This window comes from Bifidobacterium aerophilum, assembly GCF_010667685.1.
GTDB lineage: Bacteria > Actinomycetota > Actinomycetes > Actinomycetales > Bifidobacteriaceae > Bifidobacterium > Bifidobacterium aerophilum.
In genome coordinates, this window is sequence record NZ_WHZW01000004.1 from 81,042 (window position 1) to 94,648 (window position 13,607).

Consider the following 13,607-nt stretch of genomic DNA (forward strand, 5'->3'; position numbering starts at 1 on the left):
CACCGGACTGTTTTCTTCACGGCTCAGCGCGTCAGTTTGCGATGCAGGCGGTGCGGGCGGGCGGCGTCCTCGCCGAGGCGGGCGACGCGGTTCTCCTGATACGCCTGGAAGTTGCCCTCGAACCAGTACCACTTGGCCGGGTTCTCGTCGTCGCCTTCCCACGCGAGGATGTGTGTGGCGACGCGGTCGAGGAACCAACGGTCGTGGGAGATGACCACGGCGCAGCCCGGGAATCCGAGCAGCGCGTTCTCGAGCGATTCCAGCGTCTCGACGTCAAGATCGTTGGTGGGCTCGTCGAGCAGCAGCAGGTTGCCGCCCTGCTTCAGGGTCAGCGCGAGGTTCAGACGGTTGCGCTCGCCGCCGGAGAGCACGCCCGTGAGCTTCTGCTGGTCGGAACCCTTGAAGCCGAAGCTGGCCACATAGGCGCGGGTCGGCACCTCGGTGCCCGCCACGTCGATGAAGTCGAGGCCGCCGGAAACCGCCTCCCACAGGTTCTTGTTCGGGTCGAGGCCCTCGCGGTTCTGATCGACGTAGCTGATCTTCACCGTCTCGCCGATCTTCAGCTCGCCGGAAGTCAGCGGCTCAAGGCCGACGATCGTCTTGAACAGCGTGGACTTGCCGACGCCGTTCGGGCCGATCACGCCGACGATGCCGTTGCGCGGCAGCGTGAAGCTCAGGTCGTCGATGAGCACGCGATCGCCGAACGCCTTGTGGATGTGGTTCGCCTCAAGCACCACCGAACCCAGACGCGGGCCGGCCGGAATCTGGATCTCGGAGAAGTCGAGCTTCTTGTTGTTGCGCGCCTCCTGCTCCATCTGGTCGTAACGCTCCAGACGGGCCTTGTTCTTGGCCTGACGGGCCTTCGGAGAGGAACGCACCCAGTCGAGTTCGTCCTTGAGGCGCTTGGCGAGCTTCGCGTCCTTCGCACCCTGGATCTCCATACGCTTGGCCTTCGTCTCCAGATACGTGGAGTAGTTGCCCTTGTACGGGTACAGGTGGCCGCGGTCGACCTCGCAGATCCATTCGGCCACGTTGTCCATGAAGTAACGGTCGTGGGTGACGGCGATGACCGCGCCCTTGTACTGGTGCAGGAACTTCTCCAGCCACAGGATCGACTCGGCGTCCAGGTGGTTGGTGGGCTCGTCGAGCAGCAGCAGGTCCGGGGCCTCAAGCAGCAGCTTGCACAGCGCCACGCGGCGACGCTCGCCGCCGGAGCACACCTTCACCGGGGTGTCCGGGTCGGGGCACTGCAGCGCGTCCATCGCCTGCTCGAGCTGCGAGTCGAGATCCCAGCCGTTCGCCGCGTCGATCTCGGTCTGTAGCTTGCCCATCTCGTCCATCAGCGCGTCGAAGTCGGCGTCCGGGTTCGCCATCTCCTCGCCGATCTGGTTGAAGCGGGCCACCTTTTCCGCGATCGGGCCGAACGCCATCTTGATGTTCTCGCCCACGGTCTTCGTGTCGTCCAGCGGCGGCTCCTGCTGCAGGATGCCGACCGTGAAGCCCGGAGTCAGGTACGCCTCGCCGTTCGACACGGTTTCGATTCCGGCCATGATCTTGAGCAGCGTGGACTTGCCCATGCCGTTCGGACCGACCACGCCGATCTTCGCGCCGGGCAGGAAGCTCAGCGTCACGTCGTCGAGGATCACGCGCTCGCCGAAGGCCTTGCGTGCCTTGATCATCTGGTAAATGAATTCTGCCACTTGCAGTTTCTCCTTAACAAAGGTTGGAATTCCGCCGTTTCTCCGGTTCATGCATGTCGTCCGCCCCGTGCGGCGCCGTTGTCGTATCCGTCCGCATGGCGGTCGAATCCATGCCAAACCACCGCCCACCATGGTATCGGAAGGGCTGGAATGACGGGGTTCGCGGGTGCGCCGTGCATCGGCCTGACATGCCGCTACTGTGGGATATGATTCGGCCGCCGCGGACGGTGCGGTGCGTCCGGGGCTGCCCGCGTCGGCGGCCGTGACCCGGATCACGCCGGGGAAACGCAAGGGAGGAGCGTCGCATGTCACCGATCGAATTGTCCACTCGCAGGCGGGTCACCGGGCTGACCTCCGGCGAGTTCGCCAAGCTGTTCGTTGCGCTGGAACGCAAGGTGGACGGCGAATCCGCGCACTGGGACGCCGCCGACGTCGAATCATGGGAGATCGTCGGCCCGCCGGTGACCGCCGAGGATCATCTGACCGAAACGTTCGCCGCCGCCAACGAATTCGTCGCCACGCTGGCCCGCCGCCTGTACCGTACCGTCATGCCGTCGGATGGCGGTGCCCCGGCCGAGGGGACGGCCATCACCGCCTTCCCCGACGACCTGACCTTCTGGGCCGCGCAACCGGATTTCGGAGGCATCCCGCACGCGTTGTGGAACATCGCCGCATTGCAGGCCGCCGAATGGGCGCGCCAGGAAACCGGCGTGACCTGCGAGCTGAAAGCCTGCAATCCCTTGGTGTGAAAACGCGGGATGCGTGCCGCGCATACATGCGCCAAGTAGAATGGATTGAGAGATTAGTGCATTATTCATGCATGATTTAACGAGTGTGTATTGTCTGGGTTGTCGTGATGCCCATCGATTGGTATTATATACATAATTGAGGCATTGTGTGATGTATTAATGTCATAAATTGAATGTGTAAGACGGGAATAGGCATGACGCAGGATGAACTGATGAAGGTGCTATGTGGCGGAGAGTCGTCGATGGTCGAATTCAAACGCTGCAGTGATCTGCCTCATGCGGATACATTCGAAACGGTGTGCTCTTTCGCCAATCGCATGGGAGGCGATATCTATCTCGGCGTCAACGACGACGGTTCCATCGTCGGAGTTGACGACAAACGGGCTGTGGAAATCGAACGTAACATAGCGAACGTGACCAGCAATCGGCGATTGTTTTCTCCGGCGCCGACTGTGGAAACGGAACGTATTATCTGCAATGGGCACACGGTGATTCGGGTATGGGTGGCGTCCGGATCATCGGTGATTCGGTACAAGGGAGTGGTGTATGACCGCGTCGCCGATACCGATGTTCGAATTGATGGTGACATTCAGATTAGCCAGATGTATATCCGCAAACAGAACTACTACTCCGAGCGACGTATTTTCCGGTACCTCACCCCGTTCGATCTGCGTGCCGATCTCATTTCGAGGATGCGTAACATGGCGGTTGCCCAACGCGCCGGACACCCTTGGGGAAGCATGTCGGACGAAGAACTGTTCCGCAGCGCCAAACTGTACGATCGTGACTATACGACAGGCGAGGAGGGATTCAATCTGGCTGCGGTGCTGCTGCTGGGCAAGGATGACGTGATCTCCTCGGTCTGTCCGGCCTACGTCACCGATGCGATCGTTCGTCGCGACGACGTCGACCGTTATGACGACCGGTTGATGGTACGCACGAACCTGTTCGACGCCTATGATCAGCTGACAGCCTTCGTGCGTAAGGGATTGCCGGACCGTTTCGCGCTGGACGGGGACAAGCGTACCAGTCCACGCGATGTCATAGCTCGTGAACTGGTTGCCAACAGCCTGATGCATAGGGAATACTCCAGTCCCATAGTGGCGCGGATCATCATGGATTCCGCGTCGATCCGCACGATCAACGCGTCGCGGTCCTTCTTCGAAGGGCGTATGCGTCTTGGCGAGTTCACCCCGATGCCCAAAAACCCGATCATCGCCGACGTGTTCGTCCAAACCGGCATTGCGGAGAAGTTGGGAAGCGGGTTGCGGAGCCTGATGAAGGCTTCGGAGCTGTATACGGGCGAGGAACCGGAATTCGAGGATGGCGATGTGTTCGCCGCGACCGTCCCCGTATCGCGCACTCCGGGTCCGGCCGAGGGGCGGATGGAGGATAAGGACGATCATGATGCGGCCATTGATCCTCGGAACATGAGCGCTCTCGAGAATGCCGGACCGACTAAGGGCGGGAAGAACGACGGTCAACGGGTTTCCGCCGTTCCCTATGAAGGGGTCGATTCCGAATATGCTATATATCTATCCCTTCGTCGGCATCTGGATGCGATCGGTATGGTGACCGTGCCGCAAATCGTCAAGGACACCGGCCTGGACGCGCGAACCGTACGCAAGCGTCTGCAGGTCATGGTGGATAACGGGCAACTGACGGTAGAGGGGCAAACGCGAGGTCGCCGATATGTTGCGGTGAGGCAGGATCGTTGATCAGGCACCACCGGCCGTCCGTTGTCGTGAATCGATATACGATTCACGACAATCGTTGCATATGGCCTTGGAATCCCTTCGTTCGACGCAGGCCGTAAGGCCGCGTCAGCAGCGGGCGAAGGAGAAGCGGGCGATCGCGTCGAGCGCCTGCTGGCTTTCGTCCAGCCACGTCATGCCGACGGGATAGACGTGGCCGAGCGTCTCATGACGACCCGTCTTGCGGTCGGACAGTTCGAAATCGGAGCCCTTGCGCGACAATGCGGTCGCCAATGCCAGCGAGTCGGCCTCGAGAAAATCGTCGCTGGACGTGAGGATGAACAGCGGTGGCAGGTCGACGGCGCTCACAATGCCCTCTGCCGTCAGATACGTCGGATCGGCGGCGTCAAGCCCTGCGAAGAACTCCCCGCCGAGCAGCTGCTCGAGCATGAGCCGCTTGGACGGGTCGTAACCGATGCCGGACATGCCGTCACGTGAGGCCGTGGCTGCGGACGCCAGCGAATACACGCCGCACACCAGCGTACCGCCCGAGAACCGCAATCCGGACGGTTGCGCGATGCCGAACGCGCAGGCCGCATCCTCATCGTTCTCGATGGCCAGCGTGAGCAGCGCCAGCGCGCCGCCGGCCGAATCGCCGGTGACGAACACCGCATCCGGGTTGACCGGATACTCGTCCAGATGCGTCCTGAGCCAGCGCAATGCGGCCTGCACGTCGGCCAGCTGGCCCTTGAGATCGGTCTGCGGCGCGGGCCGATAGTTCAGCGAGACCACAGCGAATCCGCGCGCGGCCAGATGCGTGTTGAAATTGCGGTTGAGTTCCTTGTACCCGTACGTGAAACCGCCGCCGTGGATATCGACGTACACCGGCGTGGTGTGGCCGCCGCGCACCGTGGCCTCGTGCGGCAGATAGATGTCGAGCAGATGTCCGCGGCACTGTCCGGCCGTACGGTCGGTGCCGCCGTCCGGCAGATAGGCGATGTCGCAGATCGCGTCCACGCCGTCCGGATCATGCCAGTATTCGGACCGTGGCAGATCGAACAGTGCGGTCTGGTAGCGGTTCATGCGGAACATCCGCGCGCGATCGGCGGGCATCGAGGCGAGATCGCCGTCGATTTCGGTCCATCGGGAGAGCCGTTCGGCAAGCCGCGCATCAAATCGCGGGCCGTTCACGGTGCTGGTCTGTGTGGTGTCGGCCTCGCCGTCCGGTTGATTGGTGATGACTGCCATATCCGTCCGCCTTTCTCGATGCGGTGATCGATCGGTTCCATGATAGTCGGACGTCGCGTTGCTCGGTCTCAGGCATGAAAAAAGGGACGAACCGAAGTTCGTCCCTTTCGATGTCACTGTGGCCGAGGGGTTCGGCGAGCCGTCACTTGCTCAGCGTCAGCTCGTTGTAGACCGGCAGGTTCTGCCAGTTCATTTCGAAGCCCTTGACGTTGGTGGAGGCCACGCCGACCGCGTTGGAGTAGTACAGCGGGATGGACGGCAGGTCGTTGAGCAGGATCTCCTGGCCCTGCTGGTAGATCTTGTTCGCCTCGTCGGTGGTCTTCGCGGCGTACGCCTTGGTCATCAGGGCGTCGAACTCCTTGTTCTTGTAGTCGCCGTCGTTCGAACCCTTGCCGTCAGCGGCGGCCGAATCGTACAGCTGGAACAGGTAGGTCTCGGCGGACGGGTAGTCCGGCTGCCAGCCGGTACGGAACGCGCCCTTGATCTGACGGTCCGTGACTTCGTTGCGGAACTCCTGGAAGGTCGGGACCGGGTTGGTGGCCACGTCGATGCCCAGGTTGTTCTTCAGCTGGTTGACGATCGCGTCGTAGATCGGCTTGGAACCGCCGTCGGCGTTGTAGGAGAAGGTGAGCTGGCCGTCGTACTTGGAGATCTTGTCGGCCTTGGCCCACAGTTCCTTGGCGGCCGCGGCGTCGTACTTCAGGTTGTCGGCGCCCTTGAGGGAGTCGGAGTAGCCCGGGGTGAGCGGGGATGTGAAGTCGACGGCCGGGGTGCCGGTGCCGTTGAGGACCTTGTCCGTCAGCTGCTCGCGGTTGATGGCCTTGGAGATGGCCTGGCGGCGCAGCTGGCCTTCCTCGGTGGTCACGTCGAAGTGCTCGAGGCTGGACGGGATGGTGAAGGTCTGGGAGACCGAGCCGGCCTGGTTGTACGCGATGACCTTTTTGTTCTTCTCGAAGGTCTTGGTGGCGGAGGCCGGGACGGACTCCATCACGTTGAGGTTGCCGGACTGGATGTCGGCGTAGGCCGCGTCGTCGTCGGTGTAGATCTTGAAGGTGATGCCGTCGTTCTTCGCGACCTGGTTGCCCTTGTAGTCGGGGTTCTTGACGAGCTTGATCTCCTTGTTGTGATCCCAGGAGACGAACTTGTACGGGCCGTTGCCGACCGGGTGCTCGCCGAAGGCCTTCGGATCCTTGTAGAAGGATTCCGGCAGCGGCGCGAACGCGAGGCAGCCGATCTTGACCGGGAACACGGCGTCGGGCTGGCTCATGTCGACGGTGAAGGTGGTGTCGTCGATCACCTTCAGGCCGGACAGCTGCTCGGTGCCGTCGAGCTTGGAGGCGTCCTGCAGATCGTCATAGCCCTTGATGGTGGACAGGAACGAGGTGTCCTTCTGGGCGTTCTTCGCGTTGGCCGTGTAGCTCCAGGCCTTGGTGAAGGATTCGGCGGTGACCGGGGTGCCGTCGGTGAACTTCCAGCCGGACTTCAGTTTGATGGTGTACTGGGTCGCGTCGTCGTTCGGGGTGATGGACTCGGCGACCTCGTTCTGCGCGTTGCCCTTCGCGTCGAAGGACACGAGCAGCGCGAAGATCAGGGAGCCGGGCTTGCCGCCGCCGGTCTCGTTGGTGTTGCCCGGGATGAGCGGGTTCTGCGGTTCGGAGGCGTAGACGGTGACGATGTCCTTGCCGCCTTCCTTCGATGCGGTGTTGGAGCCGGACGAGCCGCAGCCGCCCAGCAGCATGGCCAGCGAGCACGCCGCGGCGGCGAGGGCCAGTGCCTTCTTCTTCATGTGGATCTCCTGTCCTTGGTTTCCGGCTGTCGGATGAGGCCGAAACATGCGAAAGGGGCTGTCCCGCATGACTGATCTGCGGGCCAACCCCTTTGCTGATTGCGGATCATTGTGGCATCCGAAAATGCGGATACGAACGACGTGTCCAATATGTGGAATCGATGGAATCGATAAACGAAGGGCTGTTCCGCTCCCTTCCGGAGAGGGGAGCGGAACAGCCCTTCATGATGCGACGGCGCTTGGCGTCTCAGCGCAGCGCGAGATTCGCGGCGCCGATCAGACCGGCGTCCTGGCCGGCGGTGGCCGCGACGATCTTCGCGTGGCCACGGTAGGCGCTGCCTTCGAGGAAGCGGGCGTAGTTGTAGCGGGCCGGCTCGAGGAGGATGTCGCCGACGGCCACCACGCCGCCGCCGATCACGAAGATGTCCGGGTCGAGCACCGCGGCGGTCGCGGCCATCGTGCGGCCGAGCCATTCGCCGATCTTGTTGAACGCGTACAGGCCGAGCACGTCGCCTTCCTGAGCGGCCTGCGAAACCATCGGACCTTCGAGCTTGGTGATGTCGCCTCCGCACAGCTCCATCAGACGCTTGGCGTCCTGCGGGCGGCGGCGCACGGCCGACTTGGCGAAATGCTCGAGCGCGCTGCCGGAGGTGTAGCGTTCGGCGCAGCCGCGCAAGCCGCAGCCGCAGGTGTCGCCGTCCGGAACCATCGGCAGGTGGCCGAGCTCGGCGGCCATGCCGAAGGAGCCGCGGTACAGTTCGCCGTTGATCACGATCGCGCCGCCGAGGCCGGTGCCCACGGTCAACGCCACCATGTTGCGGCTGCCCTTGCCGGCACCGTGCACGTATTCGCCCCAGCCGGCGCAGTTCGCGTCGTTTTCGATGACGACCGGCACGGCGTGGCCGATGAGCGCGCCGATGTGCTCGGACAGGTCGTAGTTGAGCCAGGAGGGGATGTTCGCGGCGAAGGTCATGGTCTTGCGGTCCGCGCCGACGTTGCCGGCGGCGGAGACGCCGATGGCCTGAATGTCGGTGTGGCCGGAGGCGACGGCCTCGTGGTAGATCTTGGCGATGTTCTCGTTGATGGCGTCCGCATTCATCGGTGTGGGAACGCGCCAGCGCTGAATGATGGAATCGTTTGCATCGCACACGGCGGCTGCGATCTTCGTTCCTCCGATATCGACGGCGAGGGTGGACATGGCTCTCCTTTGATCGTTCCTATGCCTGTTCAGACATTGGAATCATAGCGTTTGGCGGCGACCGTGCGACACGGTCGCGCACAGTCTGTCACAAATTCGTCCCCGATTGTTCATGTCTTGTACGGTGATAGCGTTCACATCAAACGTGTCGATTTTCCGCTTGTAAAGCAAACGATGTCATTGACGGGGAAGTGATATCCGTCAGGTCTGTCGGATGGACGCAATGCCGTCCATGACGGACGTGGCGGTCTGCTTGCGCCGGACGGGTATCCGACGGAAACAGACCGCCACGGGAAAGAGCGTGCCGCCGAAGGCAGTGCTATTGCGCGCGCAGCGCCTCGAGCTGCTGCCGGGCCTTGTGCAGCTTCGCGAAGATCTCATTGCGCTGGTCGGCGTCCTTGGCCCGCTGATGATCGCGGGCGAGCTTGTCGACCGTCGCCTCCAGCTGGCCGATCTGCGCGCGGCGCACGATTCGCGCGTCAAGATCCGCGCCGTCCGCGGAACCGAGGATGACCTGCGCGCACAACGACGCCCACAGATCATCGATGGACGCCGACGCAACGTCGATGCCGTCCGTATCCAACGTCACCTCGCCGGCGGGACGCCACTCGTCGGCGAACACCTCATGCACCGGCACATGACCTGCGCGCCCCGGCAGCGCGCGACGCACCGCCAGCGTGCATTCCTCCCGCACGGAACCTTCGTGCGGCACGTCGCGTACCACGGCGAACACGATGCCCGACCTGCGTTGCGCGGCGATCAGCTCGATCACTTCGGTCGGCACGGTCGTGGCCTTCGGTGACAGCCGAAGGCCGATCACCAGTATCTCCGGCACGCGCACGCCGGCGGCAAGACGCATGTTCGCCGGCCTCATCAACGCCAGCATCGTGATGCCCGCGACGTCGTTCGTCAGACGCTGCCGCAATTTCGCAGACAGCTGCGCGTGTCCGACGAACATCGCCTTGGGCAGGCGGGACTTCTCTTCGGGAATCGCCGTTGCCGCAGGCAATCCCAACGTGAGCGCGGATATCGAACCGCAATGCGCGAAACGCTGCGGCATGTGCGATGCATCAGTCATCATCGACCTTCCTTCCCGGCCCGCCGTCCGCACCATCCTTCGTGCGGGGAGCGTGACCGTATGCGACAACATCAGCCGGTCACCACACTAGCGCAGGCGGGCATGCCGTAACCTCCGATGGTTGTGATGCGGAACGGGCCGGACGCCGGCACATATAAGCAAAGGCCTGAAATCACGAGATTTCGGGCCCTGAACGTGCCCCGGATCAGATTCGAACCGACGACACCCGCTTTTCTCGATGGCTTCGGCTGTGGTTGCGACGACGCTGTCGTCTGTCGAAAAGCTTGGAAAATAGCGGTTTCTTTGTTTCTCGAATGTTGGGGATGTTGGCCGGAACCGCGTTTGTTGAGAGGTCATTACACCCCAATTACACCCGGGTGTGATTTTCATGGAACCGGAGTCTCCCGCTATCCGACTGGTATTCACGGCGATGCGGCCATCCATAGCCGGGTCCATATCAATCAACGGGGAAGGGAGCATCTTCGGATGGCGGGATATGGTGAGACCCTTCTCTCGCGTTGATGGCCACGCCGGTGACGACAAGGAAACCCCGCTCAAAATAACGCTGTTATGCTCAGCGAGCTCCGATGACTACGACAATCGTTGCTCTTCCAACGATTGCAAACTCGGAATAACACTCATAACACATATAACAGAGTATGTGTTACAACGTTCCTGCCTTTGCGTCGGACGTTCGGCATCCATGTAGGGGTTAAGTAAAGAAAAGTGTGTCTTATTTGTCGTGTCACTGGCGTGTCGGTGAGCTAGTGTGAGCGTCCGGCCCAGCCTTTCCTGATGCCGAGCCCGCCCTCGTAGGCGTCGATGCCGGCGGCCGGCAGTTGCACGCCAGTCAGGGTTCCAGGCGTCGGTGCGTCGTCCTCCGCTGGTTCCTTCCGGATGGATTTCCAATGGTCGGGCGTGACGAACGACACGGGGTCGGGATCCGCGGTGAGCATGTACACCGCCCATTCGCAGCAGCGTCTCATATGCGCCTCGGATAGTCCCCGGTGGTGGTCGAGGGTCCGTTTGACGACCGCGTTGACCCCGCCCTCCAGCTGGTTCGTCGTCGACGGCAATGTCGCGTCGCCCTTGACGACGGCGGGATCGCAGAACGCGAACAGCATCCCGGCGCGGTTCAATCTGACGAGCCGGAAGTAGGCGCGGCGCAGGCGTTCGTGCGTCCACCACCACTTGCGCCCCTTCGCGTGCGCGGGATCCTGTTTGGCCGTGGTTCTTTCCTTGAGGTAATCCCCGTGTTCCCCGTGCCATGCATTGAGGTCCGCGAGCCAGGCGGCCGCCCCGTCCGCAGTACTGATTTCGGTGAGTCCGCGCGCGAGTTTGAGCAGCGTCCTTCCCGCCGCACTTCTGGGTTTGTTCGTCAGGTCGACGCGGGTGTTGCGCAATACGTGCACCAGGCAGCGCTGCACGGGTACCTCTTTCCAGCGGGTTTCGGCGGCCGTGAGGCAGCCTTGGCCGCCGTCACACACCAGCGAGCTCGGCCTCTTCGTGCCCCGAAACAATTGCAGGTATGCCGGCCTCGTCTCCGCGGAGCACCACTGCCATGCGATCGGCCGGCCGTCGTCGCCGGTCAGGACCAGCAGGCACCAGCCATACGGGACATACGTGCCGTCCGTCATCACATACCGATGAGCGCGCGGGACAGACGGCAAAGCCGGTTCCACGCGCCAGCACCATGCGGTTCGACGGGCGAACGCCTTGCGCTTCAATCCCAGCCCTGCCGCCGCCTCGCCCATGGACTGCTTGCCGGTCAGCCACGCGACGAATGCGCGGAACTCCGCCATGCGGGTCGGATCCTGCCGCTTCATGGTCGAGCTCAGTCGGCAGGCATCGCACTTCCAACGCTGCGCACCGGCCTTCGTGAACCCGTTCCTGCACATCGGTTCATTGCACACCGGGCACTTTCTCGCCTTTGAGGACTTGTTCCTGCTCATGGAACAAGCCAACCCGAAAAGTCAAGCACCCAGCCGGATTAACACCCAAACCGTTAATCACACCCCAACACGCAAGACGAGAGAACACCTCACCCCGGATTTAAAACCCACGTTTTGACCCTTAACCCGCAAACCTTCGTCAGATGCCACGCGGCCCACTGCCGCGAGCATGCGAGCGGCCAGACGACACCGTCATGCGCGCAGCGCATGACCCGGGGCCGCGTTCACGCGCTGATCGCGGAGAGTATGTCGAACAGCCCCGCCTGGAGCATTCTCTCCTGAGGCGGGTTGGCATGTTAGCGGAGCAGCCGATGCAGTGCCGCCGCGAGACCATTGTTGTCGACGTTTGGCGCAATCATGTCGGCGACTGATTTGACGGCTTCGGTGCCATTGCCCATCGCCACGCCGATGCCGGCAGTCTGTATCATCTCAAGATCGTTGTCGCTGTCGCCGATGGCGATCGTGTCGGACAGTGGAACTCCAAGCCGTTGAGAGACTTTCATGAGCGCCGTGCCCTTGTCCACTCCGGGGATGAGGATCTCGCCGTTGTCGTCGCTGGAAGCGTTGATTGACCCGTGGATAATGGTCGCGTAGCCAGCGAGCTCGCGACACACGTCCTCCACGGTGAGACTGCCGTTCTCGGGGACGTAGAACGTTCCTTTGCGGACTGGAGGCAGCGGGGCAGAATGGTCGGTGATGGTGTGCCAAGAGCCGCGCATCTGCGGATGTCGCAGCAGTTTGCGCCAAATACCGAGCCGGTGCAGGAAGCGTTCGGTGGCGTGCATGCCGTCGGTGCAGTGCCAGGCATACGGCATAGAGTGCGCGATGAAGAACGAGGTCGCCGCGCGGACGGATTCAGCGGGCATGCGCTCGTCGATGATGGTCTCACCGTTGAGTTCGGCACATGCGCCACCGTCGGATACGATGCCGTCGAACCCAAGTGCGAGCACCGGCGGATCGATGTCCAGCGCTGCACGGCCCGAACAGATGAACAGTCGGTGACCGGCCAGTTGCGCTCGGCGGCACTCCTCTCGTGCGGAATCGGGAATGCGGTGGCTGCTGTCCAGCAGCGTGCCGTCAATGTCGATGAATACCAGTTTGGATGTGCCCATGTGCGTGTTCTCCCGTGAAACATTGACTGTACTGTTTGTCGTGAATCAACATCACATTCAGCCTAATTCATCCGAATGAATTTATGCAAGAATGTCCTGTGCTGGCAGTGAGCGCCTGCGCCTACAGGTTGAGCGCTTCGGCCGTACTCTCCAGCATGATGTCGCGTATCTCGCCGTAGTTCGGTTCCATCGACATGATGCTGACCACGGTTTCCCGGTCTGGGATGACGAGGCAGTACTGCCCGTACCTGCCGTCGCAGAGGAAGACTCCCGGCCATGGCGCCATCCAGAACTGGTATCCATATCCGTATGAATGGCGCGCCTTTTCCTTATGGTCGGGATCGGTACCGATATGTTTGGTCGTTGCTTCGCGTACGTATTGCTCGTCGACAAGATGCAGACCGTTGAAGACGCCGTTCTGGCAGAGCATTTGTCCGAAGTTGCCGAGTTCGTCGATGGTGAGGTATAGGCCGTTGGCGGCGTAGACGTGACCCTGCGGGCAGAGGGTCCAGTCCGGATTGCCGATGTCCAAAGGCTCGAACAGGCGGTTGCGCAGGTAGTTCAGCAGATTCTGCCCAGCCCGTCGCTCCACGATGCAGCTGGCGATATAGGTGTTGAAGTTGCTGTATAGGAACCTTGTGCCCGGCTGGTGCGCGAAATCGGCATGGAAGAAGTATGAGATCCAGTCATGAACCCGGTATCGGTCCTCATCCTCCGAGAAGAACAGCGGATCGCGGAGCCCGGAGCTCATGGTGAGCAGATCCCGCACGGTGACTGCTTGAAGATTGGTGCTGGGGTTGTCTGGGACATACTCGGGAAGGGCGTCGCATATGTGTTCGTCGAGTTCGGTCAATCCTTCCTGAACGGCCAGTCCTACGCCGATGGATGTGACGCTTTTGCTGACGGAGTACATGTTTAGTCGGGTCTTGCGTGGCAGGCGGCGCAGGTCGGCGGTGATTTTTCCGGCTCGTCGTGTCTGTATGTAGTACACGTTCAGGTTTCGTTCCTGTGTGCGGGTCGCGATGAGATTAGCGATACGTGCCGTTTCGTCCATGATTGGTTTCCTTTCGTTGATGTGCTGATGTGTGAT

11 protein-coding genes are annotated in these 13,607 nt (G+C 61.9%); 3 read left to right on the forward strand and 8 right to left on the reverse strand.

Annotation, left to right across the window (positions count from 1 at the left end; all coding sequences use genetic code 11):
• Positions 1-23: 23 nt before the first annotated feature.
• Complete coding sequence (ettA, locus tag GFD25_RS02535; protein ID WP_163229666.1) at positions 24-1,700, reverse strand: energy-dependent translational throttle protein EttA; 1,677 nt, start codon at positions 1,698-1,700, stop codon at positions 24-26.
• A gap of 305 nt (positions 1,701-2,005) precedes the next feature.
• Here ettA and GFD25_RS02540 point away from each other — a divergent pair, with 305 nt between their 5' ends.
• Both GFD25_RS02540 and GFD25_RS02545 read left to right on the forward strand, forming a co-directional pair.
• Complete coding sequence (locus GFD25_RS02540; RefSeq protein ID WP_163229668.1) at positions 2,006-2,449, forward strand: hypothetical protein; 444 nt, start codon at positions 2,006-2,008, stop codon at positions 2,447-2,449.
• A 194-nt stretch (positions 2,450-2,643) separates the two neighbouring features.
• Positions 2,644-4,167 carry an RNA-binding domain-containing protein gene (locus GFD25_RS02545; protein WP_163229670.1) on the forward strand — a complete coding sequence of 508 codons (1,524 nt, stop codon included), beginning with the start codon at positions 2,644-2,646 and terminating at the stop codon, positions 4,165-4,167.
• Positions 4,168-4,272: 105 nt separating this feature from the next.
• On the opposite strand, the gene GFD25_RS02550 is transcribed toward GFD25_RS02545, so the two are convergent.
• From GFD25_RS02550 to GFD25_RS02570, 5 genes are all read right to left on the reverse strand, one after another.
• Entirely contained in the window at positions 4,273-5,391 is a 1,119-nt protein-coding gene (locus GFD25_RS02550; RefSeq protein WP_239512361.1) for an alpha/beta hydrolase, read from the reverse strand.
• A 142-nt stretch (positions 5,392-5,533) separates the two neighbouring features.
• A complete protein-coding gene (locus GFD25_RS02555; RefSeq protein WP_163229672.1) occupies positions 5,534-7,177 on the reverse strand; it encodes a peptide ABC transporter substrate-binding protein in 1,644 nt (547 codons plus the stop codon).
• Between the two features lie 247 nt (positions 7,178-7,424).
• Positions 7,425-8,375, reverse strand: a complete 951-nt coding sequence (locus tag GFD25_RS02560; RefSeq protein ID WP_163229675.1) for an ROK family glucokinase — start codon at positions 8,373-8,375, stop codon at positions 7,425-7,427.
• Between the two features lie 319 nt (positions 8,376-8,694).
• On the reverse strand, positions 8,695-9,453 hold the full coding sequence (locus tag GFD25_RS02565; protein ID WP_420837539.1) for a DUF4391 domain-containing protein: 759 nt from the start codon (positions 9,451-9,453) through the stop codon (positions 8,695-8,697).
• 764 nt (positions 9,454-10,217) lie between these two features.
• Positions 10,218-11,351, reverse strand: a complete 1,134-nt coding sequence (locus GFD25_RS02570; protein ID WP_163229679.1) for an IS1249 family transposase — start codon at positions 11,349-11,351, stop codon at positions 10,218-10,220.
• Here GFD25_RS02570 and GFD25_RS02575 point away from each other — a divergent pair.
• Complete coding sequence (locus GFD25_RS02575) at positions 11,278-11,523, forward strand: hypothetical protein (protein WP_204314748.1); 246 nt, start codon at positions 11,278-11,280, stop codon at positions 11,521-11,523. The two genes, GFD25_RS02570 and GFD25_RS02575, sit on opposite strands and share 74 nt — an antisense overlap.
• Positions 11,524-11,701: 178 nt before the next feature.
• Here the strand turns inward: GFD25_RS02575 and GFD25_RS02580 are convergent, their stop codons facing one another.
• Both GFD25_RS02580 and GFD25_RS02585 read right to left on the reverse strand, forming a co-directional pair.
• Positions 11,702-12,517 (reverse strand): HAD family hydrolase, encoded by an 816-nt coding sequence (locus tag GFD25_RS02580; RefSeq protein WP_163229681.1) that lies wholly within the window; start codon positions 12,515-12,517, stop codon positions 11,702-11,704.
• Between the two features lie 121 nt (positions 12,518-12,638).
• Positions 12,639-13,571: a serine hydrolase domain-containing protein gene (locus GFD25_RS02585; protein ID WP_163229684.1), complete on the reverse strand. Its 933-nt coding sequence runs from the start codon at positions 13,569-13,571 to the stop codon at positions 12,639-12,641.
• Positions 13,572-13,607 lie beyond the last annotated feature (36 nt).